Annotated in this window: 27 protein-coding genes, 5 tRNA genes and 1 pseudogene; 22 read left to right on the plus strand and 11 right to left on the minus strand. The window is 61.3% G+C overall.

Going from position 1 to position 26023, the window contains the following annotated elements; translation table 11 throughout:
• The first annotated feature begins 4 nt into the window (after positions 1-4).
• Both JFU04_RS03340 and thiO read left to right on the plus strand, forming a co-directional pair.
• Positions 5-406, plus strand: coding sequence for a type IV pilin protein (locus JFU04_RS03340; RefSeq protein WP_120447603.1), 402 nt, complete (start codon positions 5-7; stop codon positions 404-406).
• A gap of 62 nt (positions 407-468) precedes the next feature.
• Positions 469-1578 (plus strand): glycine oxidase ThiO, encoded by a 1110-nt coding sequence (gene thiO / locus JFU04_RS03345; protein ID WP_201143515.1) that lies wholly within the window; start codon positions 469-471, stop codon positions 1576-1578.
• Here the strand turns inward: thiO and JFU04_RS03350 are convergent.
• Both JFU04_RS03350 and JFU04_RS03355 read right to left on the minus strand, forming a co-directional pair.
• The gene (locus JFU04_RS03350) at positions 1565-1798 is read right to left on the minus strand and encodes a PP0621 family protein (protein WP_065900562.1); all 234 of its coding nucleotides are present in this window, start codon (positions 1796-1798) and stop codon (positions 1565-1567) included. The genes thiO and JFU04_RS03350 overlap by 14 nt on opposite strands.
• Positions 1799-1924: 126 nt before the next feature.
• The gene (locus tag JFU04_RS03355; protein WP_120447605.1) at positions 1925-2950 is read right to left on the minus strand and encodes an outer membrane protein assembly factor BamD; all 1026 of its coding nucleotides are present in this window, start codon (positions 2948-2950) and stop codon (positions 1925-1927) included.
• Positions 2951-3099: 149 nt separating this feature from the next.
• On the opposite strand from JFU04_RS03355, the gene rluD reads away from it, so the two are divergent.
• The 7 genes from rluD (at position 3100) to JFU04_RS03390 (ending at position 8235) form a co-directional block, all read left to right on the plus strand.
• Positions 3100-4062, plus strand: coding sequence for a 23S rRNA pseudouridine(1911/1915/1917) synthase RluD (gene rluD / locus JFU04_RS03360; protein WP_010213248.1), 963 nt, complete (start codon positions 3100-3102; stop codon positions 4060-4062).
• Positions 4059-4784: a peptidoglycan editing factor PgeF gene (pgeF, locus tag JFU04_RS03365; RefSeq protein ID WP_201143516.1), complete on the plus strand. Its 726-nt coding sequence runs from the start codon at positions 4059-4061 to the stop codon at positions 4782-4784. The genes rluD and pgeF overlap by 4 nt, the downstream gene beginning before the upstream one ends.
• A gap of 170 nt (positions 4785-4954) precedes the next feature.
• Complete coding sequence (gene clpB, locus JFU04_RS03370) at positions 4955-7519, plus strand: ATP-dependent chaperone ClpB (RefSeq protein WP_065900568.1); 2565 nt, start codon at positions 4955-4957, stop codon at positions 7517-7519.
• Between the two features lie 302 nt (positions 7520-7821).
• Positions 7822-7897, plus strand: a tRNA-Asn gene (locus JFU04_RS03375).
• Positions 7898-7906: 9 nt separating this feature from the next.
• Positions 7907-7983 (plus strand) — tRNA-Pro (locus JFU04_RS03380).
• Positions 7984-7988: 5 nt separating this feature from the next.
• Positions 7989-8064: transfer RNA gene (locus JFU04_RS03385), tRNA-Lys, on the plus strand.
• 94 nt (positions 8065-8158) lie between these two features.
• Positions 8159-8235 (plus strand) — tRNA-Pro (locus JFU04_RS03390).
• Between the two features lie 213 nt (positions 8236-8448).
• Here JFU04_RS03390 and JFU04_RS03395 read toward each other — a convergent pair.
• The 3 genes from JFU04_RS03395 to JFU04_RS03405 form a co-directional block, all read right to left on the minus strand.
• A complete protein-coding gene (locus JFU04_RS03395) occupies positions 8449-9747 on the minus strand; it encodes an NAD(P)/FAD-dependent oxidoreductase (RefSeq protein WP_065900570.1) in 1299 nt (432 codons plus the stop codon).
• Between the two features lie 60 nt (positions 9748-9807).
• Positions 9808-9981: a DUF3094 family protein gene (locus tag JFU04_RS03400; protein WP_201143517.1), complete on the minus strand. Its 174-nt coding sequence runs from the start codon at positions 9979-9981 to the stop codon at positions 9808-9810.
• 89 nt (positions 9982-10070) lie between these two features.
• Entirely contained in the window at positions 10071-10700 is a 630-nt protein-coding gene (locus JFU04_RS03405) for a DUF1780 domain-containing protein (RefSeq protein WP_010213242.1), read from the minus strand.
• Positions 10701-10802: 102 nt separating this feature from the next.
• Between JFU04_RS03405 and JFU04_RS03410 the strand changes: the two genes are divergently transcribed.
• The 3 genes from JFU04_RS03410 to JFU04_RS03420 all read left to right on the plus strand — a co-directional run bounded on the left by JFU04_RS03410 (position 10803) and on the right by JFU04_RS03420 (position 12236).
• Positions 10803-11270 carry an FAD/FMN-containing dehydrogenase gene (locus JFU04_RS03410; protein WP_201143518.1) on the plus strand — a complete coding sequence of 156 codons (468 nt, stop codon included), beginning with the start codon at positions 10803-10805 and terminating at the stop codon, positions 11268-11270.
• A complete protein-coding gene (locus JFU04_RS03415) occupies positions 11267-11956 on the plus strand; it encodes an energy-coupling factor ABC transporter permease (protein ID WP_201143519.1) in 690 nt (229 codons plus the stop codon). The genes JFU04_RS03410 and JFU04_RS03415 overlap by 4 nt, the downstream gene beginning before the upstream one ends.
• Positions 11957-12020: 64 nt before the next feature.
• Positions 12021-12236 carry a hypothetical protein gene (locus JFU04_RS03420; protein ID WP_003171680.1) on the plus strand — a complete coding sequence of 72 codons (216 nt, stop codon included), beginning with the start codon at positions 12021-12023 and terminating at the stop codon, positions 12234-12236.
• Here JFU04_RS03420 and yacG read toward each other — a convergent pair.
• Genes yacG through JFU04_RS03440 form a run of 4 tightly spaced genes read right to left on the minus strand, consistent with a single transcriptional unit; the run spans position 12233 to position 15121 of the window.
• Complete coding sequence (gene yacG, locus JFU04_RS03425) at positions 12233-12433, minus strand: DNA gyrase inhibitor YacG (protein WP_003188437.1); 201 nt, start codon at positions 12431-12433, stop codon at positions 12233-12235. The genes JFU04_RS03420 and yacG overlap by 4 nt on opposite strands.
• Positions 12430-13053 (minus strand): dephospho-CoA kinase, encoded by a 624-nt coding sequence (gene coaE / locus JFU04_RS03430; protein WP_065900573.1) that lies wholly within the window; start codon positions 13051-13053, stop codon positions 12430-12432. Before coaE ends, yacG begins: the two co-directional genes overlap by 4 nt.
• Positions 13050-13916, minus strand: coding sequence for a prepilin peptidase (locus JFU04_RS03435; RefSeq protein WP_274610230.1), 867 nt, complete (start codon positions 13914-13916; stop codon positions 13050-13052). The genes coaE and JFU04_RS03435 overlap by 4 nt, the downstream gene beginning before the upstream one ends.
• Entirely contained in the window at positions 13913-15121 is a 1209-nt protein-coding gene (locus JFU04_RS03440) for a type II secretion system F family protein (RefSeq protein ID WP_201143520.1), read from the minus strand. Before JFU04_RS03440 ends, JFU04_RS03435 begins: the two co-directional genes overlap by 4 nt.
• A 202-nt stretch (positions 15122-15323) precedes the next feature.
• Between JFU04_RS03440 and JFU04_RS03445 the strand changes: the two genes are divergently transcribed.
• The 4 genes from JFU04_RS03445 (at position 15324) to JFU04_RS03460 (ending at position 17753) form a co-directional block, all read left to right on the plus strand.
• The gene (locus JFU04_RS03445) at positions 15324-15737 is read left to right on the plus strand and encodes a pilin (protein WP_065900578.1); all 414 of its coding nucleotides are present in this window, start codon (positions 15324-15326) and stop codon (positions 15735-15737) included.
• Between the two features lie 35 nt (positions 15738-15772).
• Positions 15773-17173: an O-antigen ligase family protein gene (locus JFU04_RS03450; RefSeq protein ID WP_201143521.1), complete on the plus strand. Its 1401-nt coding sequence runs from the start codon at positions 15773-15775 to the stop codon at positions 17171-17173.
• A 48-nt stretch (positions 17174-17221) separates the two neighbouring features.
• Positions 17222-17294, plus strand: a tRNA-Thr gene (locus JFU04_RS03455).
• Between the two features lie 153 nt (positions 17295-17447).
• Positions 17448-17753 carry a DUF6388 family protein gene (locus JFU04_RS03460; protein ID WP_065900582.1) on the plus strand — a complete coding sequence of 102 codons (306 nt, stop codon included), beginning with the start codon at positions 17448-17450 and terminating at the stop codon, positions 17751-17753.
• Positions 17754-17796: 43 nt separating this feature from the next.
• Here the strand turns inward: JFU04_RS03460 and nadC are convergent, their stop codons facing one another.
• Positions 17797-18645, minus strand: a complete 849-nt coding sequence (nadC, locus tag JFU04_RS03465; protein ID WP_065900584.1) for a carboxylating nicotinate-nucleotide diphosphorylase — start codon at positions 18643-18645, stop codon at positions 17797-17799.
• Between the two features lie 246 nt (positions 18646-18891).
• Here nadC and JFU04_RS03470 point away from each other — a divergent pair, with 246 nt between their 5' ends.
• The 6 genes and pseudogenes from JFU04_RS03470 to JFU04_RS03490 all read left to right on the plus strand — a co-directional run bounded on the left by JFU04_RS03470 (position 18892) and on the right by JFU04_RS03490 (position 25299).
• Positions 18892-21042, plus strand: a complete 2151-nt coding sequence (locus JFU04_RS03470; protein WP_201143522.1) for a DUF1631 domain-containing protein — start codon at positions 18892-18894, stop codon at positions 21040-21042.
• A 61-nt stretch (positions 21043-21103) separates the two neighbouring features.
• Positions 21104-21667: a 1,6-anhydro-N-acetylmuramyl-L-alanine amidase AmpD gene (gene ampD, locus JFU04_RS03475; RefSeq protein ID WP_106805180.1), complete on the plus strand. Its 564-nt coding sequence runs from the start codon at positions 21104-21106 to the stop codon at positions 21665-21667.
• The gene (gene ampE / locus JFU04_RS03480; RefSeq protein WP_065900592.1) at positions 21664-22500 is read left to right on the plus strand and encodes a regulatory signaling modulator protein AmpE; all 837 of its coding nucleotides are present in this window, start codon (positions 21664-21666) and stop codon (positions 22498-22500) included. Before ampD ends, ampE begins: the two co-directional genes overlap by 4 nt.
• Before the next feature lie 1180 nt (positions 22501-23680).
• Positions 23681-23884: pseudogene (locus JFU04_RS30525) on the plus strand (HAMP domain-containing protein); the annotation flags it as partial.
• 153 nt (positions 23885-24037) lie between these two features.
• A complete protein-coding gene (locus tag JFU04_RS30530; RefSeq protein WP_404940332.1) occupies positions 24038-24742 on the plus strand; it encodes a methyl-accepting chemotaxis protein in 705 nt (234 codons plus the stop codon).
• A 125-nt stretch (positions 24743-24867) separates the two neighbouring features.
• The gene (locus tag JFU04_RS03490; RefSeq protein WP_065900596.1) at positions 24868-25299 is read left to right on the plus strand and encodes a hypothetical protein; all 432 of its coding nucleotides are present in this window, start codon (positions 24868-24870) and stop codon (positions 25297-25299) included.
• Here JFU04_RS03490 and JFU04_RS03495 read toward each other — a convergent pair.
• The gene (locus JFU04_RS03495) at positions 25246-26022 is read right to left on the minus strand and encodes a TatD family hydrolase (protein ID WP_201143524.1); all 777 of its coding nucleotides are present in this window, start codon (positions 26020-26022) and stop codon (positions 25246-25248) included. The two genes, JFU04_RS03490 and JFU04_RS03495, sit on opposite strands and share 54 nt — an antisense overlap.
• Position 26023: the final 1 nt, after the last annotated feature.

Below are 26023 nucleotides of genomic sequence, written 5' to 3' on the forward strand. Positions count from 1 at the left end.
AGGGATGGACATGGATAGCCAGGGTTTTACCCTGATCGAGTTACTGATCGCCGTGGCGATCATCGGGCTTCTGGCCGGTATCGCTTACCCCGGGTACGCCGGTCATGTGAAAAAAGTCTATCGCGCCGAGATCGTCGCGCTCTTGACCGAGCAGGCTCAGTACCTGGAGCGCTTTTATGCGAGGAACGGTACTTTTATTGACGCAAGCGGCGTCAGTACGGGCAATGATCGCTATAGAATCACCGCAGCATTGAACCCTCAGGATTACCGCCTGGTGGCTACGCCTGCCGTCGACTCGGGAATGGCCGGCGATCCCTGCGGTGACTTCAGCCTGACCAGCAGCGGTGCGCGGGCCAACCCTGGCGCCGCACCCGCCATGTCGCGCAAGACATGCTGGGGGCAATGATGAGAGTGCTGGATGATTGGGCGCCGGGTGCGCTTGTTCCTATTTATCGGCTGGATCAAATGATGGCTAAGCAACAGCAAGTGGTGATTGTCGGTGGCGGTGTTATCGGCTTGTTGACGGCGTACAACCTGGCGACGCAAGGGCAAGCGGTGGTGCTGCTGGAACGCGCGGGCGTGGGGCAGGAGTCTTCCTGGGCCGGCGGTGGCATTGTTTCGCCCTTGTACCCATGGCGCTACAGCCCGGCGGTCACTGCGCTGGCCCATTGGTCCCAGGATTTTTATCCACAGCTGGCCGATCGTCTGTTTGCAGCCACGGGCGTTGACCCGGAGGTGCACACCACCGGGTTGTACTGGCTCGATCTGGATGATGAAGCCGAGGCCCTGGCCTGGGCGGCACGTGAAGGCCGGCCGTTGAGCAAAGTGGATGTGTCCGCTGCCCACGATGCCGTCCCGGTACTGGGCGGCGGCTATGCCCGGGCGATCTACATGGCCAACGTGGCCAATGTACGCAACCCGCGGCTGGTCAAATCGCTCAAGGCGGCGCTGTTGGCGTTGCCGGGTGTGACGATTCACGAGCAATGCGAGGTGGCCGGTTTTATCCTCGAGGAAGGCGATGTCGTGGGCGTGAACACGGCGGATGGCCCGATCCATGGCGATCAGGTGGTGCTGGCGGCGGGGGCGTGGAGTGGTCAGCTGCTCGGTACGCTGGGGTTGGCGCTGCCGGTGGAGCCGGTCAAGGGACAGATGATTCTGTACAAATGCGCCTCGGATTTCCTCTCGAGCATGGTCCTGGCCAGGGGGCGCTATGCGATTCCCCGGCGCGACGGGCACATCCTGATCGGCAGCACCCTGGAACATGAAGGCTTCGACAAGACGCCTACCGACACTGCGCTGGAAAGCTTGAAGGCGTCGGCGGTGGAGCTGATTCCAGCCTTGGCAGATGCCGAAGTGGTGGGGCACTGGGCCGGTTTACGCCCCGGCTCTCCGGAAGGTATTCCGTATATCGGCCAGGTACCGGGTTTCAATGGGCTATGGCTCAACTGCGGGCATTACCGCAATGGCCTGGTGCTGGCGCCGGCGTCCTGCCAGCTGTTTGCGGATTTGTTGCTGGAGCGAGCGCCGATCATTGATCCAGCGCCCTACGCGCCCGCTGGTCGCCTCAACGCTGGATAGACTTCGGCCCCTGTTCCAGATGCGCCTGGGTGCAATACCACTCCTGGCGTGAGCTGAGGGCGCGATCCTGCGGCAGGTGCACGCCGCAATGTGCGCAGCGCACCATCAGGGCTGCGCCCGGTTCGCCGGGGCGTTGCTGTCTGGCGGTCGGGCTTTTGAATTTGCGCCAGAACCATACCGCGGCAGCAATGACGGCAATCCAGAACAGTAGACGAACCATGATGGGCAGTTTCTCGATAAGTAATGCGCCAGTTTAGCCAAGGACGCGACAGGCGCACAGCGCAATAATGCTGGTGCATAAAAAAGGGAGCCCCGTGGGGCTCCCTTTTGCGTTGCGTCGACTGAATCAGTCGAACACACCGAAGGTCATGTAGCTGAACCACGAGCGGTCCTGGTTGTTGCCCAGGGCCTGCGGCTCTTGCTCTTCGATCACGTCGCCGTTCTCGTCGTGTGGCTTGAGGTCCGAAGGGATCGCGTCCTTGGCGTCCTGGTACTGCTTGATCACGTCCTGGTTGGCGCGGGTTTCGCCCGGCGGCAGCGGCGGACGGGACTCGATCAGGCCCAGGGTGTACTTGCTCAGCCACGAACGGTTGTCGGCTTCGGCAACCTGAGGCACGAACTGGCCGTCCCTCAGGCTTGGGTGGTCAGGGTAGTTGAGCTTGAGGGTTTCCAGGCTGGTGCTGGCCAGTTCGTCCAGGTGCAGGCGCTGGTAAGCCTCGGTCATCACTGCCAGGCCATCACCGACCGAAGGCGTTTCCTGGAAGTTTTCCACGACATAACGACCACGGTTGGCTGCCGCTACATAAGCCTGACGGGTCAGGTAGTAGTGAGCCACGTGAATCTCGTAGGAAGCCAGCAGGTTGCGCAGGTAGATCATGCGCTGCTTGGCGTCCGGCGCGTAGCGGCTGTTGGGGAAGCGGCTGGTCAGCTGGGCGAACTCGTTGTAGGAGTCGCGGGCAGCGCCAGGGTCACGCTTGGTCATGTCCAGCGGCAGGAAGCGCGCCAGCAGGCCGACGTCCTGGTCGAACGAGGTCAGGCCCTTCATGTAGTAGGCGTAGTCGACGTTCGGGTGCTGCGGGTGCAGGCGGATGAAACGCTCGGCGGCGGACTTGGCAGCTTCCGGCTCGGCGTTCTTGTAGTTGGCGTAGATCAGCTCGAGCTGGGCCTGGTCGGCGTAGCGCCCGAACGGATAGCGCGACTCCAGTGCCTTCAGCTTCGCTGTGGCGCTGGTGTAGCTATTATTGTCCAAGTCTTTCTGAGCCAGTTGGTACAACTCGACTTCGCTCAGGTTTTCGTCGACGACTTCCTTTGTTGACGAGCAAGCAGCAGTCATGGCGAGGATGGCGATCAGCAGCAGGTGTTTCACTTGCATGGCGGCTTGCGTCCCTATGACGGCCGCTGTCTTGGGCGGGGCCGTCCTGTTATGATGAGCGCCCCGTTGAAAGCCTCGGGGCAAAAGACGCCGTATTTAACCACAAGCGCGCAGCCGAAACCAAAGGCTGTGCCACGCCTAGTCTGAGCATGTCCGATAAAATTGAACTTCGCGCAGAGGTGCCGTCCGAATTGGGCGGCCAACGCCTCGATCAAGTCGCCGCACAATTATTCGCTGAGCACTCGCGCTCGCGCCTTTCCGCCTGGATCAAAGACGGCCGCCTGACTGTGGATGGAGCGGTTATCCGCCCGCGAGACATAGTGCATGGCGGTGCGATTCTTGAGCTGACTGCCGAGCAGGAAGCCCAGGGAGAATGGGTCGCCCAGGACATCGAGCTGGATATCGTCTATGAAGACGACGACATCCTGGTCATCAATAAACCCGCAGGCCTGGTGGTTCACCCGGCGGCCGGGCACGCTGATGGCACCTTGCTCAATGCCTTGTTGCACCACGTGCCGGACATCATCAATGTCCCGCGTTGTGGCATCGTGCACCGCCTGGACAAGGACACCACCGGCCTGATGGTGGTGGCCAAGACCATCCAGGCACAGACACAGCTGGTGACGCAATTGCAGAGCCGCAGTGTCAGCCGGATCTACGAGTGCATCGTGATCGGCGTGGTGGTGGCGGGTGGCAAGATCAACGCCCCAATCGGTCGCCACGGCCAGCAGCGCCAGCGTATGGCGGTAATGGAAGGTGGCAAGCAGGCCGTCAGCCACTACCGTGTGCTGGAGCGTTTCCGGTCCCACACCCATGTGCGGGTCAAGCTGGAAACCGGGCGTACCCACCAGATTCGTGTGCACATGGCCCACATCAACTTCCCGTTGGTCGGCGACCCGGCCTACGGTGGCCGCTTCCGCATTCCGCCGGCGGCCAGTGCGACCATGGTTGATTCGCTGAAAAACTTCCCGCGCCAGGCACTGCATGCACGTTTCCTGGAGCTGGATCATCCGACGAGCGGTAAGCGGATGAGCTGGGAATCGCCTCTTCCAGACGATCTGGTCTGGTTGTTGTCGCTGCTCAAGCAGGATCGCGAGGCGTTTATCGGATGAGTGACTGGCTGATTCCTGACTGGCCCGCGCCGGCTCAGGTCAAGGCCTGCGTCACCACCCGTGCGGGCGGCGTCAGCCTGGCGCCGTTCGACAGTCTCAATCTGGGCGATCATGTCGAGGACAGCCTGGAGGCTGTACTCGAAAACCGCTGTCGCCTCACTGATGCCTTTGATATCCAGCCCGCCTGGCTGCGTCAGGTCCATGGGGTGAAGGTGGTCGAGGCGAATCCTGGAGTGACCGCCGAAGCCGATGGCAGTTGGAGCAGTACGCCCGGCATCGCCTGCACGTCCATGACCGCCGATTGCCTGCCCGCATTATTCTGCAACCGTGCCGGCACGCGTGTCGCAGCAGCCCATGCCGGCTGGCGTGGCCTGGCAGCGGGTGTGCTCGAAGCCGCCTTCGAAAGCCTGGATACCGAGCCCGGTGAGGTGTTGGTGTGGCTGGGCCCGGCCATCGGTCCACAGGCCTTTGAAGTCGGCCCGGAAGTGCGTGAGGCCTTTATGCAGCAACTGCCGGTTGCCGCCGAAGCCTTTGTGCCGAGCCGCAATCCCGGCAAGTTCATGGCCGATATCTACCAGTTGGCCCGCCTGCGCCTGGCGGCACGTGGCATCACCGCGGTTTATGGGGGCGGCTTCTGCACCGTCACTGACCCGCGCTTCTTTTCTTACCGGCGCAGCCCCCGCACCGGTCGTTTTGCCTCCCTTATCTGGCTTGAACGCTAGACTCTGTTGATCTGGGTCAACGCTGATCCATATCAACCGTCGGTCGCTTGAATCTTCCAGAATCCACCCCATCTATAGGGGTATCTGGCAGGTTTCTTCATTCAGGATGTGTTTATCGCGAGCAAGCTCGCTCGCACATAGCTCCGGCCTGCTCAAAAGGAAGGTGACTAATGCGTATAGATCGTTTAACCAGCAAATTGCAGTTGGCCTTATCGGACTCTCAATCGTTGGCGGTGGGCCTCGACCACCCGGCCATCGAGCCTGCGCACTTGATGCAGGCGCTTCTGGATCAGCAAGGTGGTTCTATCAAGCCCTTGCTGATGCAGGTGGGCTTTGACGTCAACAGCCTGCGCAAGGAGTTGAGCAAAGAGCTCGACCAACTGCCGAAAATCCAAAACCCTACCGGCGACGTGAACATGTCGCAGGACCTGGCACGTCTGCTCAACCAGGCCGATCGCCTGGCCCAGCAGAAAGGTGACCAGTTCATTTCCAGCGAGCTGGTATTGCTCGCCGCCATGGACGACAACAGCAAGCTTGGCAAATTGTTGCTGGGCCAGGGCGTGAGCAAGAAAGCCCTGGAAAACGCCATCAACAACCTGCGCGGCGGCGAGGCGGTCAACGACCCCAACCATGAGGAGTCGCGCCAGGCCCTGGACAAGTACACCGTCGACCTTACCAAGCGCGCCGAAGAAGGCAAGCTGGATCCGGTGATCGGCCGTGACGATGAGATTCGTCGCACCATCCAGGTCCTGCAGCGTCGCACCAAGAACAACCCGGTGCTGATCGGCGAGCCTGGCGTGGGTAAAACCGCGATTGCCGAAGGCCTGGCCCAGCGCATCATCAATGGTGAAGTGCCGGACGGTCTCAAAGGCAAGCGCCTGTTGTCCCTGGACATGGGGTCGCTGATCGCCGGTGCCAAGTTCCGTGGTGAATTCGAAGAACGCCTCAAATCCCTGTTGAACGAGCTGTCGAAGCAGGAAGGGCAGATCATTCTGTTTATCGACGAACTGCACACCATGGTCGGCGCCGGTAAAGGCGAAGGCTCGATGGACGCAGGCAACATGCTCAAGCCCGCATTGGCGCGGGGTGAGTTGCATTGCGTGGGTGCCACGACGCTCAACGAGTACCGCCAGTACATCGAGAAAGACGCAGCCCTGGAGCGGCGTTTCCAGAAAGTGCTGGTGGAAGAACCGAGCGAAGAAGACACCATCGCGATCCTGCGTGGCCTGAAAGAGCGCTATGAGGTCCACCATAAGGTGGCGATTACCGACGGCGCGATCATTGCGGCGGCCAAATTGAGCCATCGCTATATCACTGACCGGCAGTTGCCGGACAAGGCCATCGACCTGATCGACGAAGCGGCCAGCCGCATCCGCATGGAGATCGACTCCAAGCCGGAAGTGCTCGACCGTCTGGATCGGCGCCTGATTCAACTGAAAGTCGAATCCCAGGCCCTGAAGAAAGAAGAGGACGATGCGGCGAAGAAACGCCTGGAAAAACTCCAGGAAGAAATCGTCCGCCTCGAACGCGAATATTCGGATCTCGAAGAAATCTGGACCTCGGAAAAGGCCGAAGTACAGGGCTCTGCCCAGATCCAGCAAAAGATCGAGCAGTCGCGTCAGGAGTTGGAAGCGGCGCGCCGTAAAGGCGACCTGAACCGCATGGCCGAGTTGCAGTACGGGGTAATCCCGGACCTGGAACGCAGCCTGCAGATGGTCGACCAGCATGGCCACAGCGAGAACCAGCTGCTGCGCAGCAAGGTGACCGAGGAGGAAATCGCCGAGGTTGTCTCCAAGTGGACCGGCATCCCGGTGTCGAAGATGCTCGAAGGCGAGCGCGACAAGTTGCTGAAGATGGAGCACCTGTTGCACCAACGCGTCATCGGCCAGGAAGAGGCGGTGGTCGCGGTGTCCAACGCTGTGCGGCGTTCCCGGGCCGGCTTGTCCGACCCGAACCGCCCAAGCGGCTCGTTCATGTTCCTCGGCCCGACCGGCGTGGGCAAGACCGAGCTGTGCAAGGCCTTGGCCGAGTTCCTCTTTGATACCGAAGAGGCCATGGTGCGGATCGATATGTCCGAATTCATGGAGAAACACTCGGTGGCCCGCTTGATCGGTGCGCCACCAGGCTATGTGGGCTACGAGGAGGGCGGTTACCTGACCGAAGCCGTGCGGCGCAAGCCTTACTCGGTGATCCTGCTGGACGAGGTCGAGAAGGCCCACCCGGATGTGTTCAACATCCTGCTGCAGGTGCTGGAAGATGGCCGTCTGACGGACAGCCACGGGCGTACCGTGGACTTCCGCAATACGGTGATCGTGATGACCTCCAACCTGGGCTCGGCGCAGATCCAGGAGCTGGTGGGGGATCGCGAAGCGCAGCGTGCTGCGGTGATGGACGCACTGACCACGCACTTCCGTCCGGAATTTATCAACCGGGTCGATGAAGTGGTGATCTTCGAGCCTTTGGCGCGGGATCAGATCGCGGGCATTACCGAGATCCAGTTGGGTCGCCTGCGTGGCCGCCTGGCCGAGCGCGAGCTGTCGCTGGAGCTGAGCCGCGAGGCGTTGGACAAACTGATCGCGGTCGGTTACGACCCGGTGTATGGCGCACGGCCGTTGAAGCGTGCGATCCAGCGCTGGATCGAAAACCCGCTGGCGCAGTTGATCCTGTCGGGCAGCTTCATGCCAGGCACCAGCGTCACGGCGACGGTGGAAAACGACGAAATCGTCTTCCACTGAGCCCGGCCTGTATGGCGATAAGAGGAGGCCCCGCATTGCGGGGCCTTTTTTTTCGATAGGGCGTTGAACTGTAAGGCAAAGGCTTGTAAAGTGCGCCCCGCAGCAACGTCAGCCCACGGGTTTCTTCTCCCCAAGAAGAAATCAGAAAGAAGCGCAAATCATTGTCTTAAAAGCAATTTAAAGGGTTGACAGGGGTTTTTAAGATTGTAGAATAGCGCGCCTCAGAGACATGAACGTAGCGATACGGACGGGTCGAAGAGAAGGTTACACCGCAGTAAAAGTTGTACTTTGAAATATGTAGTTCCGTGATAGCTCAGTCGGTAGAGCAAATGACTGTTAATCATTGGGTCCCAGGTTCGAGTCCTGGTCACGGAGCCAATTTCAAACCGGGGTATAGCGCAGTCCGGTAGCGCGCCTGCTTTGGGAGCAGGATGTCGGGAGTTCGAATCCCCCTACCCCGACCATATTTGGGTCGTTAGCTCAGTTGGTAGAGCAGTTGGCTTTTAACCAATTGGTCGTAGGTTCGAATCCCACACGACCCACCATTTTTGAGACCAGTTAACGCTGGAATCGAATCTTAAGATCAGAGGCCAAAAGCGCTGATCGAAGAAGGCGACTGAAAGGTCGCCTTTTTTTTACCGGGGTATAGCGCAGTCCGGTAGCGCGCCTGCTTTGGGAGCAGGATGTCAGGAGTTCGAATCCCCTTACCCCGACCATATTAAAAATCCCCGTATCGAAAGATACGGGGATTTTTTTTGCCCGAAATTCAACCTCTGTAGTAGCCAGCGCAATTCCCACGTGGGAGCTGGCAGCCAGCGCAACTCCCATGTGGGAGCGGGCTTGCCCGCGAAAGCGTTATATCAGCGACGCCTTCGTCGGCTGACCCACCGCCATCGCCAGCAAGCCAGCGCCCACAGGGTTGTGAGGTATCAGTGCAGCTTGAGGCGCGGCTCGGTCCCGCGCCCGATCTTGCTGCCCAGCATCAGCATCGCCGTGCGGAAGAAGCCATACAGCGCCATCTGGTGCATGCGGTACAGCGACACATAGAACATCCGCGCCAGCCAGCCTTCGAGCATCACGCTGCCGGTGAGGTTGCCCATCAGGTTACCTACCGCCGAGAACCGCGACAGCGAGATCAGCGAGCCGTAGTCGGTGTACTTGTAAGACGGCAGGTCCTTGCCCTCAATCCGCAGCTTCAGCGACTTGGCCAGCAACGAGGCCTGCTGGTGAGCCGCCTGGGCGCGTGGCGGTACATTGCGGTCAGTGCCCGGTTGCGGGCAGGCGGCGCAATCGCCAAAGGCGAAGATATTTTCGTCGCGGGTGGTCTGCAGCGTCGGCAGCACTTGCAGCTGATTAATGCGGTTGGTTTCCAGGCCATCGATATCCTTGAGGAAGCCAGGCGCGCGAATACCGGCTGCCCACACCTTGAGGCTGGCAGGAATCACCTGGCCGCTGCTGGTGATCAGCGCGTCGGCCGTCACTTCGCTGACCGCCGAGTTGGTCAGCACGGTCACCCCAAGTTTCTCCAGGGTTTTATGCACAGGCCCGCCAATGCGCTCCGGCAGCGCGGGCAATACCCGTGGGCCGGCTTCGATCAGGGTGATGTGCATGTTTTCCGGCTTGATGCGGTCCAGGCCGTACGCTGCCAGTTCGTGGGCGGCGTTATGCAGCTCGGCAGCCAGTTCCACGCCGGTGGCACCGGCGCCGACGATGGCGACGCTGATCTGTTCAATGGTATCGGTCTGCCCGGCATGGGCGCGCAGGTAGTGGTTGAGCAATTGCTGATGGAAGCGCTCGGCCTGCTTGCGGGTGTCGAGGAACAGACAGTGCTGTGCGGCGCCTTCGGTACCGAAGTCGTTGGTGGTGCTACCGACCGCAATCACCAGGCTGTCATAGCCCAGCACGCGCGCGGGCACCAGCTCACGGCCCTCTTCATCGAGGGTGGCGGCCAGCTGGATTTTTTTCTGCTCACGGTCGAGTCCGCTCATGCGCCCCAGTTGGAACTCGAAGTGGTTCCATTTGGCCTGGGCGACGTAATTGAGTTCGTCTTCCGAAGAGTTCAGCGAGCCGGCAGCCACTTCGTGCAGCAACGGCTTCCAGATATGGGTCAGGTTGGCGTCTACCAGCGTGATGCTGGCGGTGCCGCGCTTGCCCAGAGTCTTACCCAGGCGGGTAGCCAACTCCAGGCCGCCGGCGCCGCCGCCGACGATAATAATACGATGGGTCATGGGGATATCTCGCAAGGCTAAAAGAAATCGGAGCAGTTACCCCCGCGAGCGCCAGGCAGCTCATAGCGTAGGGTAACTCAAAAGGCGGCTCAGCAACCCGAGCCCGATCACCACCACCAGCACCACACCAAGGAGCAGCCACGGCCGGAAAGGCTTGCGCTCGACTTGGTTCTGGGAGAGTTGCAGGTACTCTTCGACATGCTGTTGGTCATCGGGGTTCAGGCGGCTGGTCATAAAGGCCTCGTCAGGTAGACGTTGCAAAAGGGCGCCACGTTACAGTCGGGAAGTGGGCGGTCTCGCCACAAGCGTAGCCTGTGCCTGCGTCACAGGCTGATGCCCACGTCGAACACTATGCTGCGCCCCAGGTTGTTGCGCAAGAAATCCGGTGCATCCGGATGCGCGAACAATACCCGCGCAAATGTCGGCCCAACCAGCGACAGCGAGCGCCAGCCCTGGCGCAGGTATTCGGTAGGCGGCGGGAAGTGGCTGTTGAGGTCCAGCACTTCGCGCTTGAGGCTGGTGAAGGCGACGATGTCCAACTCGCCCAGGTCCATCCCGCGTTCCTTGTAGTTGTGGGCCTTCTTGCGCAGGGTCGGCGCCAGGCGCAGCAGGAATTCGTGGGCGGGAATGCGCCGAGGCTTGGCTTCGCGCCGCACCAGTTGGCTGAGGGAAAACGCACTGCGCCGGCGCAGCAATTCGTCGCGCCATTCGTCGTTCAGGCGCCGTCCCTCATCCAATACGAAAAACACTTCGAAACTGGCATCGCGAAACAGCACGTCCGGCGGTTCCTGCCCGGCGGCGTGAAACTCCTCGGCCCGATAAGGCACATTCAAGCCTTGCAACAGGCGCTGGCAGACCCAACGCTCACGCTCCCATTTGCGGGCATTGGACAGGAACGCATTGGCTTGTTCGGCCGCTACGGTGAGCAGGCGCAAATAATCTGAGTCATCCATGCTTGCAGCTTAGCGTCCAAATGATGACCGCAGGAAGTCCCGCTGCAAAAGGTCGGTGTAGACTGGCCACTCGACCGCTATGCCGAGGATGAGGAGTCCGCTGTGAAGTTTTTTCTGCTGCTGTTGCTTGGCCTGCTGCCCTTGTGCGCCCAGGCCGTCGAGGTGGGAGAGCGCCTGGCGCCGTGGACCCTGCTGGATCAATTTGACCAGGCTTACACCCTGAATGATCAGGCGCAGATTCTGCTGGTCGCGCGCAGCATGGACGCCGCCAAGCAAGTGGACGCAGCGCTGCAAGGCCAGCCCAAAGGTTACCTGGAAGCGCGGCATGCGGTGTTTGTCGCGGACATTCAGCGCATGCCCCGGCTGATCGCCAAGTTGTTCGCGGTACCCGCCATGCAGGCCTACAACTACCGGGTCATGCTCGATCGGGACGCGCGCATCGCCCCGCGCTACCCGGGCGCTGTGGATAAAGTGCTGTGGCTGCAGCTGGATAAAGGCCAATTGATTGAGCAACGCGAATACAGCTCCGCCACCGAACTGCGCCAGGCCCTGGAGCAGGTGAAGCCGTGATCAGCGCCGCCGTGCTGGCACCGACGACGCTCGGCATCGGTTGGTTGTTGTACGCGCCGGTGTTGCTGTGGGCGATCCTGCGCTCGCCGTGGGTCGAGTTGTTTTCCGACCGGCGGCGCCAGCATTTGCTGTTCGGCACGGTATTCGCGCTGTTCATGCTGTGGCTGGTACGGCGTGATTTCGATACCGGGGTTTCCTACCACTTTATCGGCATGACTGCCGTGACCCTGTTGCTGGATTGGCCGTTAGCCATTGTCGGTGGGTTTGCCGCCCAGCTGGGCCTGATGGCACTGGGGCGCCAGGATCTCGCAGCCCTCGGCGTCAACGGCATGCTGCTGATTGTGTTGCCAGTGCTGGTCACTGAAGGCTGCGCACTGCTGGTGGAGCGGGCGCAACCGCGCAATCCCTTCGTGTACATCTTCTGTTCCGGTTTCTTCGCTGCGGCGTTGTCGGCGTTGCTCTGCTTGCTAGCCGCATTGGGCCTGCTGTGGTTGGACGGGCGTTTTGCCATGCCGGAATGGCTGGAAGATTTCATCGGCTACCTGTGGCTGATCATCTTCCCCGAGGCCTTTATCAACGGCATGGTCATCAGCGCCCTGGTAGTGTTTTGCCCGGAGTGGTTGGAGACGTTCAATCGCACGCGCTACCTGTCGGCGCCCTGGAAGGATGACGATTCGCGGCGTTGATCCAGATCAAATCCCGCGGGGTCGCGCAGGCCCATGCTCTGCAAAATTTTCCAGGAGCACGGACATGAGTGTGTACGAATGGGCACGGCAGGAGTTGCGCAGAAGCCAGGACGCGGCACAGGAAATCGGTTTCGATCCGGGCTTGACCCTGCGCGCCATGCTCAGCGCGGTGGTGCAGCAGAGCAAGGGGGTGCGCAGTTTCGAAGACCTGGCCGACGAGCTGCAATATCTTGCAGAGAATCTCGACGACCAGCAGGAATATGCCTTTATGCGCCCTTAATGGCGCGGCGGCAGGTCCTCGGAGAACAGCTCGTCTTCAGCATCCGGAGCCACCGGGATCTTGTGTTCCTCAGCGGCCCACGCGCCGAGGTCGATGAGTTTGCAACGGTCCGAGCAGAACGGCCGGTTGAGGTTGGTCGCTTTCCATTCCACGGGGGCGCCGCAGGTTGGGCAATCGACGGTCAAGGGTTGGCTCATGATCGGCCTCCACGCAAAGTAAGGTAAAAGTGGTGCAGTCGCTCGACCTCGCTGTGCAGCCAGGCCAGGTCCTGGTCATTGACCAGTACGTCATCGGCATGGTTCAGGCGGTCTTCGCGGCTGGACTGGGCCTTGAGGATCGCCTGCACCTGCTGTTCGCTGATGCCATCGCGCTGCAGGGTACGCTGAATCTGCAGCGATTGCGGCACGTCGATCACCAGGATGCGCTGGGTCATGCTGTACTGGCCGGATTCGATCAGCAGCGGCGACACCAGAATCGCGTAGGGTGACTGCGCGCGCGCCAAGTGGCTGCGAATCTCTTCGCCAATCAGCGGATGCAGCAAGGCTTCGAGCCAGCGTCGCTCTTCAGGTACTTCAAAGATCAGCTTGCGCAGTGCGGCGCGATCCAGTTGGCCGTCAGGTTGCAGCACGCCGTCGCCAAAATGCTCGGCGATGCATGCCAGTGCCGGCCGCCCAGGTTCGACCACCCAGCGCGCGGCGTGATCGGCGTCCACCAGGTCGATGCCCAGGTCGACAAAGTGCTGGGCAGCTGCGCTCTTGCCACTGCCGATACCGCCAGTCAGGCCAAGAATCCAGGGTGTTGCAACAGAATTGGTCATCTGAAACCGACAGACTGCAAATAGAAGTCGGTTATTTGACCACCCCAGAGCAATGCAATCCAGCCGGCAATCGCCAGATACGGACCAAATGGCATGGGTGTCGACGCCTGGGCCTTGCGCATTCGCATCAGGATCAATCCACAAAATACCCCCACCAGCGATGACATCAGCAGTGTCATGGGCAGGATCTGCCAGCCGCCCCAGGCCCCGAGCAGGGCGAGCAACTTGAAGTCGCCGTGGCCCATGCCGTCCTTGCCGGTGGCCAGCTTGAACAGCCAGAACACGCTCCACAGGCTCAGGTAGCCGATCACGGCGCCCCACAGGGCATCGGGCAACGTGGTGAACAGCCCGAAGCTATTGACGATCAGCCCCAGCCACAGCAGCGGCAATACCAGCACATCCGGCAGCAGTTGGTGGTCGGCATCGATCAAGCTCATCGCCAATAACCCACAGCTCAACAGCATCAGCGCTGCGGCTTGCCAACCGAAACCGAAATGCCAGGCCACCAGCGCGCAGAGCAACCCGCTCGCCAGTTCGGTGAGTGGGTAGCGCGCACTGATCGCTCCCCGGCAGTGAGCGCAGCGGCCCTTGAGCAACAGATAACTGAGCAGGGGAATGTTTTCCCAAGGGCGGATCGGGTGATTGCAGTGGGGGCAGCATGAGTGGGGCAGCATCAGGTTGTAGGTCGGCCCTGCAGGTTCGGCGGGCAAACCGAGCACTTCATGGGCCTGAGCTCGCCATTCCCGTTCGAGCATTTTTGGCAGGCGCCACACCAGTACGTTGAGAAAACTGCCGACGATCACCCCCAGCACCAAGGCCATCGACACAAAAAGCCAGGCGTGCTCGCTCAGCAGCAGGCTCAAAATGCGCTCCCCAATTGGAAAACCGGCAGGTACATGGCGACGACCAGTGCCCCGACAATCCCGCCCAATACCACCATGATCAGGGGTTCCATCAAGCTCGTGAGGTTATCGACCTGGTCGTCCACTGCGGCCTCGTAATGACTGGCGACTTTTTCCAGCATGCGGTCCAGGGTGCCCGACTCTTCGCCGATCGCCGTCATCTGGATCGCCATGCCGGGAAACAGCCCGCTGGCGGCCATGGATTGATTCAATTGCATACCGGTAGATACATCGTGTCGCATAAGCTCGATTGCCTGTTTGAACGGTTCTGAACCAGCAGCGCCGGCCACCGACCCCAGCGCCTGCACCAGCGGAACGCCGGCAGCAAACGTCGTGGAGAGCGTACGGGCGAAGCGGGCTACTGCCGATTTCTGCAGCAGTTTGCCTGCCAGGGGCGTTTTCAACAAACCGGCGTCCAGCCAGCGACGAACCTCTACTGAAGCGCGATAGGCGTGACGCAACCCCATGGCGGCAGACCCCAGGCCCAGCGCCACGATCCACCAGGCGCGTTGCAGGAACTCGGACAGCGCGATCACGTGGAGGGTGAAATCCGGCAGCTTGCCGTCGACCCCGGCAAACAACGTCTGGAATTGCGGCACCACGTGGATCAACAGCACGCCGGTGACGACGCTCGCGACGACCAGCACTGCGATCGGGTAGGTCATGGCCTTTTTGATTCTGGCTTTGAGCCGTTCGCTCTTTTCCCGGTGGACCGCCACGCGCTCCAGCAAGGTCTCAAGTGCCCCCGCTTGTTCACCGGCAGCCACCAGGTTGCAGTACAGCTCATCGAAATAGCGCGGTTGTTTGCGCAACGCTTCACTCAGGTTGGTGCCGGCGGCGACCTCCTGCTTCAGGCGCTGCACCCGCTCGCGCACCGAGGGGTTGTCGAAGCCTTCGCTGATGATGTCGAAGGCCTGCAGCAGTGCGATCCCGGCTTTCAGCAGCGTGGCCAACTGGCGCGTGAACAAGGTGATGTCCGCCGGTTTAACGGGCGGGGTGAAGCTCGGCAGCCAATGCGATCGTTCGCGCACGCGACCGGGGCTGATGCCTTGCTGGCGCAGCTGCGCCTTTACCAGGGCCGGGTTGTGCGCCGTGGCATGCCCGCAGACCTTGCGTCCTTTGCGGTTAATGCCTTCCCAGGCGTAAATCGTCGAGGCGTTGTTCATGTCACGGTTCCGCACACAAGTCGTCGAAGATTTATAGCTTAGTCAGGTGACGGATTCGGGCTGGCGGGGAACCACCGATAAAATGTCAGAATGTGCGTCTTGTGCGCGATTGACTGCTTGCGGATGAGTACACTGGCGCCGCTGCAAAATACGGGGCGCAGGACGCGCCTTGTCATGAGTTTTATTCTGGAGAGTGAATGTGATGCGTCAGAAAGGTTTTACCCTGATCGAGTTACTGATCGTCGTGGCAATCATCGGCATTTTGGCCACCATCGGCCTGCCGATGTATACCACCCACCAGGCCAAGGCTAAATTCACTGCCGGCCTGGCTGAAATCACGGCGTTGAAAGCCGGGTACGAAGACACCCTCAATCAAGGGACCGTGCCCACCCTGGCATTGATCGGCGGCACCAGCCCCACGGCCAACTGCAAGATCGACGTCTCCGGCGACGTTGCCACGGGGGCCGGTTCCATCAGCTGCGAAATACTCGACGCACCGGCACCGGTGCTGGGCAAGAGCATCAACCTCACGCGCAATGCCACCACGGGCTGGAAGTGCAGTACGACCGCCGATGCCAAATATGCAGCCAAAGGTTGCGGCGCCGACGGTGCCTGACTGCTAAACCATCCACATGGACGTAGAGGTGGCCGATGTCGTTATCTGTACAGCAGCGTGGCAGTATTTTCCTGGTAGTGACGGTGTGTTTGCTGGTTGTCGGGATATGCGTGCCCTTCAGTGGGCATGATCTACAGCGGACATTGCAGATTGCCATCGCCGTCTGCGCGGCGCTGTATGGGCTGTCGGTGACTTCGCAGGAGCGGTTGGTGGATCGGTTCACGGCCCTCGGGCTCGCGCTGATCATCGTGCTGGGGCTGGTGTCTTCGGCGCTGGCCCGACAGCCGCTCTGGGCGTTTACCGAAGTGGCGTTGTTTGTCAGTTGCGCGGCGATCGCCGTGGCGTTTGCCGTGCTGCGTCGCCGCGAAGGTGAGTCTCTGGACCGTTTGCTGGTCATGGTCGTGGTGCTGCTGTGCCTGATCAAATCCATCCAATACCTATACGCCGGCGCGGTGGCCTTCAGCAGTGGTGCGCTGACGCTGGACCCTGACCTGTTGCTGTCGAGCTTTTCCAACAAGCGCTTTTACGGCCAGTTCCAGACCTTTACCTTGCCGCTGCTGGCGCTCCCCCTGTTACTGCCCAAGGCCTCTCGAACCCAGCGAGGCCTGGTATTTGCGTTGCTGTGTGTCTGGTGGTTGATCGCGATCAGCGGCGGCACGCGCGGTACATGGCTTGGCCTCGGCGTGGCCGGGGCGGTACTGGCGATGTTGGGGCCGTGGGGGCGACGCTGGCTCGGCTGGCAATTGGCCGCGGTGTCATGCGGCTTGTTGCTGTACTGGCTGCTGTTCACGGTGTTGGCGGATTACCTGGGGATCGAGATTACCAATGCTGCACGTGATCGCCTTACCACCACGCTGTCGGGGCGTGGTCCGATCTGGTGGCAGGCGTGGCATATGCTCGTCGAGCGGCCCTGGCTGGGCTTCGGGCCGATGCATTTTGCCGATATTGCCAACAAGATTGCCGCTCACCCCCACCAGGCCATTCTGCAATGGGCCAGTGAATGGGGAGTACCATCCGCCGTGTGCGTTGCGGCCTTGGCGTGGCGAGGCGGCTGGGCCACGTTGGCTGTGCTGCGTGAGCGCGCGCTGTCCGTCGAACGTGCGGACCTGCTGAGGCTATGCCTGTTTGCGGCATTGGTTGGCGCGTTGGTGCAGTCCATGGTCGACGGCGTGATTGTGATGCCAGTCTCCCAGGTGTGGCTGGCGCTGGTCGTGGGCTGGCTGCTGGCACTGCATGAGTGGCGGTTGCCGGCTTTCGCAGCGGTGCCATGGTTGCAGGGGGCATGGAAAGCCCTGAGTGTATTGGCCGTTGGTCTGTTGATCTTCATCGCAGCGCGCGACATCCCGCACATCACCCAAGCCCAGCAGCAGTACCTGGACAGCCATGGCAATTTGCTGCAACCCCGCTTCTGGACCCAGGGCGTGATTGCCCGTTGAGGGCCGCAAGTTGCCGGACGCCCGATGCGGTGCTAGCTTTAGCCCACCGCCCGTGTAGCTCAGCCGGTAGAGCAGCGCACTCGTAACGCGAAGGTCGCAGGTTCGATTCCTGTCTCGGGCAAAAGGGCACTACTGTTTCAAAGGCAACACTGTTTTCAGATGATCCCAGAATGGTTCTGAAGGCCAGACGAGCTGGCATTTGCGCCCGCTCTTTTGTATCTGCGCAACCTTGATGACCCAGATGCATCCCCATTCCTCGATCTAAGAGAACAACATGACCACAACTGAAATGACCCAGGAAGTTCGGCATCAAGCAGCCCTCGAAAAATACCTCGAGGAATCGCCGCAGCTTAAAGAAGAGATCAAGGACCTGAGCGCCGATGATCAGCGCGACCAGATTCAGTGGGCATTCGAGGACGAGGCCGAGAGCCGGGGCTACCAGCCCTGGGAGCTGACCCTCTATTACACGTCGACACCGGAAGAATTCGAAGCCGCCAGGCTCGCCTTGCACAAGGAGGCGTCCGAGGTACTGGGCGTCGACTGGGAAGAATATTGCGAGATGAACGGCCTGGTCGTTTGAATCAGCCTGCAGGAGCCGGCAACCCGGCTCCTGCAGATTTTCCTCAGATGCTGAGACGCATCGACAGATCCACCGCTTTTACATCCTTGGTCATCGCGCCGATGGAGATGTAGTCCACCCCGGTCTCGGCGATAGGCAGCAGCGTGCTTTCATTGATCCCGCCGCTGGCCTCCAGCTTGGCCTTGCCGCCATTCAGGCGCACGGCTTCACGCATGTCTTCCAGGCTCAGCTCATCGAGCATGATGATATCGGCGCCCGCCGCCAGCGCTTCGCGCAGTTCCTGCAGGCTTTCCACTTCGATTTCCACCGGTTTGCCGGGGGCGATCTTGTGCGCGGCGGTGATGGCTTGGGCGATGCCACCACAGGCGGCAATATGGTTTTCCTTGATCAGGAACGCGTCGTACAAACCGATACGGTGGTTGTGGCAGCCGCCGCAGGTCACCGCGTACTTCTGCGCCAGGCGCAGGCCCGGCAGGGTTTTGCGGGTGTCCAACAGCTTGACCTGAGTGCTCGCGACAAAATCCGCCAGGTACTGCGCGCGGGTAGCGACCCCGGAGAGCAATTGCAGGAAATTCAGCGCACAGCGTTCGCCGCTGAGCAGCGAGCGTGCCGGTCCTTCAAGGCGGAACAGCACCTGATTGGGGCTGACGCGCTCACCGTCGGCCACCTGCCAATGCACGGCGACGCGCGGGTCCAACTGGCGAAACACTGCATCGACCCAGGCCGTACCGGAAATGACTGCGTTGTCGCGGGTAATGATGGCGGCCGTGGCCAGCCGTTCGGCCGGGATCAACTGTGCGGTGATGTCGCCGCTGCCGATGTCTTCCAGCAGTGCGCGGCGCACGTTGGCTTCGATTTCGGCGGTGAGGTCGGCAAGACGGAGATTCGGCATAACAGGCTCCACAAACAAAGTGCCCCGATTATAGGGGCAGTGCGCGTCCGAACCCACACTCGCTGCTCATTTACCGCGCCGTCGCAGAGTTTGCTGGCGCAACCCCCCTCATTTGCAAGATAATCTCGCGCCTTTCAATTGGCGTCATAGCTTTGACGTCATGGTAATCACCGGCTATCCAGTGTGCCCACGCGGGCCTGTAGCCGGTCTTTGCCCCACTCAATACCGCCGTTTCAGGAGGCCAGGATGCACAATGACGGAAAGGTGGTGCCAATCAACAAGGCACACGCCACGCCATCTCCGCTCGCCCGGTTGCCGGTGGTGTTGCTGCAGGTTCGCGACAAGGCGGCGCAACAGCTGCAGCAGGGGCTGCAGGAACTGTTCGATAACGCCGACGACACGTTGTTCGAAATGGCCGACAAGGCCCGTAACAACGTCGATCACCATATTTTCTTCGAAGCCATGCGCGACCTGCGCCTCAAGCGCAAGAATTTCGAGCGCGTGTTCATGGAGCGCCTGTTCGAAGCCTTTGCCAACCTGGGCGACGCGGGGCGGGGGGCGTTGAAGTGGGTGCCGGTGATGTCCTACGACGCTGCACCCGGTACCTCCAGGGATCAACTGGAAAAAGCCGTGGCGCTGGAGGCCATGCTGGGCCGGGTGCATCACCGCGACGGCCTGGCGCTGGGGCAACTGACCGCCCGTTTGAGTGCATTGCTCGGCAATCGCCTGGACGATCGGGAGAACCCGCTCGGTCCGGCGCTGCTCTGCGAGTTTTTCCTGCGGGCGGGGCGCAGCCTCGGCGTGGAAATTCGCGTCAAGCTGATCATGCTCAAGCTCTTCGAGAAATACGTGCTCAGCGATGCCGACCAGTTGTACGGCGAAGCCAACCAATTGTTGGTCGCGACGGGGGTGTTGCCGGAACTCAAGGCCGCCCCCTCGCGCCGACCCGGTGGGCGTGCCGCCCGTGAACAACCCAGCCCGGATGCGCAGGCGGGCGCCGAGCAGCCTGTCGATGACAGCGGCCAGCAAGCGTTCGCCGTCCTGCAGGAGCTGCTCAAAGCCGTGCGCGGCAGCGTGGCCCCCACCCTCGAAGCCAGCGCCGAGCCCCAGCCAATCGCCACCCGTGACCTGCTCAGGCTGCTGTCCCATTTGCAGCAGTATGTGCCGGAGCCGGAGCTTGAAGACGACTTCGACCTGCGCAACCAGCTTGAACAACTGCTCACGCGTGTCAGCGTCAAGAGTGGCAAGTCGCGGGTGGTGGAGGATGCGGACGAAGACGTGATCAACCTGGTCGCGCTGTTGTTCGAGTTCATCCTCAATGACCGCACGGTGCCCGATGCCTTCAAGGCCTTGATCGGCCGATTGCAGATCCCGATGCTCAAAGTCGCGGTGTTGGACAAGAGCTTTTTCACCCGCGCCAACCACCCCGCGCGGCGCCTGCTCAATGAAGTCGCGGCGGCGGCCATGGGCTGGAGCCCGTGTGATGACTATCAGCGCGACCACCTGTACCTGCGTATCGAACAAGTGGTGCAGCGCCTGCTCAACGATTATGTCGAAGACCCAGCGATTTTTTCCGGGTTGTTGACCGAGTTCAGTGCGTTTACCGCCGATGAGCGGCACCGCAGCGAATTGCTCGAACAGCACACCCGCGAAGCCGAGGAAGCTCGCGTACGCACCGAGGCGGCCCGTCAGCGAGTGGCTGATGTGCTCAACCGGCGGCTGCTGGGTAAGGTCCTGCCACGCACGGTGGTGCAGTTCCTGCAGCAGGCCTGGAGCCAGGTGCTGTTGCTGGCCAGCCTCAAGCACGGTGAGCAGTCGGTGCAATGGCAAGCGGGGCTGCGCACCCTCGACGAACTGATCTGGAGTGTCAGCCTGCAGCAAGACACCGAAGCTGGGCGCCACTTGCTGGAACAGTTGCCGGGATTGCTCAAGGCGTTGCGTGACGGATTGACCAGCGCTGCGTTCGACCCATTCAGCACGCGTGATTTTTTTGTGCGGCTGCAGGCCCTGCATAGGCAGGCGACTGACGACCTCGATGAGCTGATCGAGGTGAGTGAGCCCTTTGTACTTGGGGCGGTCTCGCATGAGCCGGATGAAGACCTGCCGGACAACGATCCCGACCTGCTCCAGGCTCGGCAATTGCGGATGGGGCAGTGGGTGGAGTTCCAACGCGAGACTGCCAGCAGCCTGCGATGCAAGCTCACGATGATCATGGCGCCGGCCAATCGCTACATCTTTGTCAGTCGCACGGGGCTCAAGGTCCTGGAGCAAAGCGCCGGCCAACTGGCGGCGGCATTCAAGGCTGGCACGCTGCATATGCTCGACGATGGGCCCTTGTTCGAGCGCGCGCTGGCGGCGGTAGTGGGCAAGCTGCGACAACTCAATCGCGGCAAGTGATCGCAACCACAGGGGCGAACGCGGCATACTGGTAACACTTTGTCTCGTTCAAGGAACCGGTATGCAGTTGGACTCCGCCAGCGGTTGGTGCAAGGGTATTCGTCATTGCCCTTCGCCCAACTTCAACGAGCGCCCCGCAGGCGAAATCTCACTGTTGGTGGTGCATAACATCAGCCTGCCGCCCGCGCAGTTCGCTACCGGCAAGGTGCAGGAGTTTTTCCAGAACCGCCTGGATGTCACGGAACATCCCTACTTTGAAGGGATTGCTGACCTACGGGTGTCCGCGCATTTTCTGATTGAGCGCGACGGCGCGGTGACGCAGTTTGTGTCCTGCATCGACCGCGCCTGGCATGCCGGGGTCTCGTGCTTCGAAGGGCGAGAGACGTGCAATGATTTTTCCCTGGGGATCGAGCTGGAAGGCACCGATGACCTGCCGTTCACCGACGCCCAGTATGTGTCGCTGATCGACCTGGCCCGCCAGTTGCTGGCGGCCTACCCCGGGATCACGCCGCAGCGGATTTGTGGCCACAGCGATATCGCGCCGGGACGCAAGACCGATCCCGGCCCCGCTTTTGATTGGACGCGCTTTCGCAGCGCCCTGCTGGATGGAGGACACGCACAATGAGTTTTCTGGTGTTGGTGCTGGCGGTCTGGATCGAGAAATTCTCGGCCTTGCGCCGGCGTGTGCAGCGCGATGGCGGCTGGTTGCGCGAGCTGGCCAAGCTGGAATCCAGCCCGCGCATGGGCAAGCAGCCCTGGCTGATTCTGACCGTGATGGTGTTGCTGCCGGTGGCGTTGCTGGCGCTGTTGCTTCTGGTGCTGGAGCCGGTGGCCTACGGGTTGTTGGCACTGCCGGTGCACCTGGTGGTGGTGATCTACAGCCTGGGGCGTGGCGATCTACTGGCCGGGCTGGGACCGTTTCGCGATGCCTGGCGGCGCGGCGACCTGCAAGCCGCAGAGCACGTGGCCGAACGCGACCTGAGCCTGAGTGCCGACAGCGGCGAACAGCTGCTCGAGCGTGTCCAGGGGCATCTGCTGTGGCAGGCCTACCAAAGCTTTTTCGCGGTGATTTTCTGGTACTTCCTGCTGGGACCGGTGGCCGCCCTGGCGTATCGCCTGCTGGCGCTGGCCAGCGAACACAGCAAGAACCCGCTGGTGGCCGAGCGTGCCGGGCAATTGCGGCATGCATTTGACTGGTTGCCGGTTCGCCTGCTGGCAGCCAGCTTCGCCCTGGTAGGCAATTTCGTCGCGGTCAGCCGCGTGATGCTGCACGAACTGTTGAACTGGGATATCAGCGCCGCCCAGCTGGTGGAAAAGGTGGGCCTGGTTGCCGCCGAAATCCCGCCGCCAGTGGTCGGTGCAGATGGCATCAACAGCCTGGACCGCCTGTGGGAGCTGCTGCTGCGCGCGGCGGTGCTGTGGTACGCCGGGTTCGCTATCTGGACCGTGTTGCCCTGATCCTCGCAGACCCCCGGTTCGCCAGCGATACGAGCACTTTGGTGGTTACACCACCCGAGTTGCGTCGATCGCCGGCAAGCCGGCGCCTATCTCGTTAACTTTACGTTACAAAACTCCCTTTCAAATTGAGCTATACAGACAGAGCGCCAAATAGTGGCTTTCTGCCGCCGCCCTGCGCCTCAAATAAAAATAATAGAAAGGGAGTTCACCTGTGAAGAGCTTGCTCTATCCCGCCGTCGCGCTGATGAACCGTCTGAGTTTCGGCATGAAGTTCAGCCTGATCAGCGTGCTGTTCCTGCTGCCGATGCTGGCAACCAACTATTACCTGGTACGTGATTCCTGGCGCGAGTTCCAAGGCACGCGTATCGAACTGCAAAGCCTGGATCTACTCGGCAGCAGCCTGGCGCTGCGCCGCGACCTGGAAACCCTCAATAACCAGGTGCAGATCAACGCGACCCTGGGGCAGGCCGGTAAAGCCGGTGACCTGGAGGGCAAGATCACTGCCCTGGAGCAAAGCGTGCTGACCCGCCTGCAAGGCCTCAGCGCGATGGCCACCGACCCTGAGCAAATCGCCGCCTTTGACGCCAAGCGCGACGAGCTGGTCGCGGCCTTCAAGGCCCAGCAACAGGAAACCTCGCTGCTGAGTAAAAGCGCGTTGATCGGCAAATTGCTCAACAAGGCGCAGATGCTCAGCCAGATCATCGCCAGCCAATCCGGCTTGAGCCGCGACCCCCAGAGCGATTTGCGCCAACTCAGCGAACTCATCACCAGCGTGACCCCGCAGGTCACGCAAACCCTGGGGGAGGGCCGGGCGATGGGCGCGTATTCGCTGGGCCAGGGGTTCCTCAATTCATCCTCCAGCACGCGCTTTGACGAGTTGTTGCAGCAGTTGGAAAAGCTCCAGGCCGAATACGGCTTGAAGTTGCAGGACGCGTTGGGTTCCAGCAAGACCGCGCACACCGCGCTCGACAGTTTGGCCAAGGCCAGCAACGCCAGTCTCAAGCAAGGCAGCGAGCTGTTTGAAGAACAGGTGGTGATGGCCGAGACCCTCGACGCGCCCTGGCAGGCGTTCTACGACAACGTCACCCAACTGATGGCGCAGACGTATCAATTGGATGAAGCAACCCTGAGCTTCATCGGCCAGCAACTGGAGCAGCGCCTGGCGCAAAACCGTACACACATGGTGGTGCTGGTGTCGGCCCTCAGCGCGGTGTTCCTGCTGATCTTTTACTTGTATGCAGGCTTCTACGCCTCCACGCGTACCACGCTGCGGCGTTTGGGGGCGATGATGGACAAGGTCGCCGCCGGTGATATGACCGTCACTTTTGTCGCCCACAGCCGCGATGAATTGGGCGACCTGGGCCAGGTGTTCAACGGCACCGTGGCAAAAATCCATGACTTGATCGAGCGCGTCGGTCACACCGTCAGCCAGGTTGAACTGCAGGCCGGCCAGGTGGAAGCGGTCTCGGCGCAGAGCAACCAGGCGGTCTCCGGCCAGCGCACTCAGATCGAGCAGGTCGCAACGGCCATGAACCAGATGTCGTCTACTGCCCAGGAAGTCGCGCGCAGTGCGGCGGCGGCGGTCAGCAGTGCCCACAGTGTCAATGATGAAACTGTCAGCGGCCGTGGCCTGGTGCAATCCCAGCAGGGCAGCATCGCCCGGCTGGCCTCGGAGATCGATGAGTCGGTGCGGGTCATCAACCAGCTGGCCACCGACAGCCAGTCGATCAGCAGCGTGTTGGAAGTGATCAAGAGCATCGCCGAGCAAACCAACCTGCTCGCGCTCAATGCTGCCATCGAGGCGGCGCGGGCGGGTGAGCAGGGGCGCGGGTTTGCGGTGGTGGCCGATGAAGTGCGCACGTTGGCCCGCCGCACCCAGCATTCCACCGAAGAAATCGAGCAGATGATCAGTCGTTTGCACAGCGGGGTGGCAGCCGCGGTGAAGGCCATGGGCACCAGCCATGAAATGGCGAATGGCACGGTAGGGCAGTCGGAAAAAGTCCAGCAGGCCCTGGAAAATATCCTCGGCGCCGTAGGCATGATCGTCGATCAGAACCAACAGATTGCCGCCGCGGTGGAGCAGCAGACCGCCGTCGCCCACGATATCGACCAGAACATCGTCGAAATCAATCGTGCCGGCGAGCATGCAGCCGAGGGCGCACATCAGACCGAAGCGGCGAGCCGGCAGCTGTCGATGCAGGTGATCGAATTGAAGCAACTGATCGGGGCGTTTCGTGTGTAAGGCGCAAGAGTAGGAATTGTCTACTTATGACGTAGTTCGTGTCTTGATTCGCCGCTCGCTCTTCTGTGGCTGTGTGAATGGGTGAGAATTTGTTTCACACACTCAAGGTACTGGGGAGCACGGCGATGGCCACGGCAATCGGCATCAAAGGGCACTGCGCCCATTGCGACATCACGTTTGAGCTCAAGCCTTGGCAGTTGAATGCCATCGCCATCGAAGAGCCCTTCGATTGCCCGTATTGTCATCGGGTGTTGCAGCTGAGCTGTCCGCGGCAACTGCGTCAGTTCAAGGCGCTCGACCACTGGGCGCTGGTGCACCCGAGCATGGCGGTCCTGACGTGTGTGGTGCTGATCGTGGCACTGGTGGCGGAGTGGGTGGGATTGATCAGTGTGATCGGCCAGCTCAACGTGTCATTGGTGGTGCTGCTGGTGCACTTCCTGGCATTGCGTTATGCCCGTTCGCGGCAGCGGATCACCCTGGACCTGCAAGCGGTCATGCCGGCACTACCAGTTGAACACCTCGCACGCATTGCGTGTGCTCGCCTCAGCCAGCAATAGGGGCGTGGTCCCCATGCGCGCGGCCAGGTCGGTGCAGATCGCCGGCAAATGCAGCGGGCTATTGCGTTGGCCAGGGTACATGGCGGGCGCCATGTCCGGTGAGTCGGTTTCCAGCACCACCGCGTCCAACGGCAATTGCGCCAGTACCTTGTGCATACGCAAGGCCTGGGGCCAGGTGGCGGCGCCGCCGAGTCCCAGTTTGAAGCCGAGCTTGATGTACTCGCGGGCTTCTTCCCGGCTACCGGCAAATGCATGGATGATGCCGCCCCGTGGCAGGCGGATGCGCTTGAGGGTGGCGATCACCGCCGCGTGACTGCGGCGTACATGCAGCAATGCCGGCAGTTGGCAGTCCACGGCGAGCTTGAGCTGGGCTTCAAACAGGTGTTGCTGGCGTTCGCGGTCCAGGGTTTCGAGGAAATAATCCAGGCCGATCTCGCCCACGGCGCACAGTTGCCGATGGCCCTGCAGGCGGGTCAGCCAGTCGCCCAGCTCGGTCAGGTCGGCAGGTCGATGATCATCGAGGTACACCGGGTGCAGGCCGAAGGCGGCGAACAGGCTTTCGTCTGCTTGCACCAGGTCCCACAGCCGCTGCCAATTCTGCTGATACACGCCCAACACCACCATGCGCCGAACGCCCAGCGCGCGGCTGTGGGCGAGGACTTCGCGGCGATCGCCGTCGAAGTCCGGGAAGTCCAGGTGGGTGTGGGTGTCGATCAGCTCCACG

It is taken from the genome of Pseudomonas sp. TH21, assembly GCF_016651025.1.
Classification (GTDB): Bacteria; Pseudomonadota; Gammaproteobacteria; order Pseudomonadales; family Pseudomonadaceae; genus Aquipseudomonas; species Aquipseudomonas aylmerensis.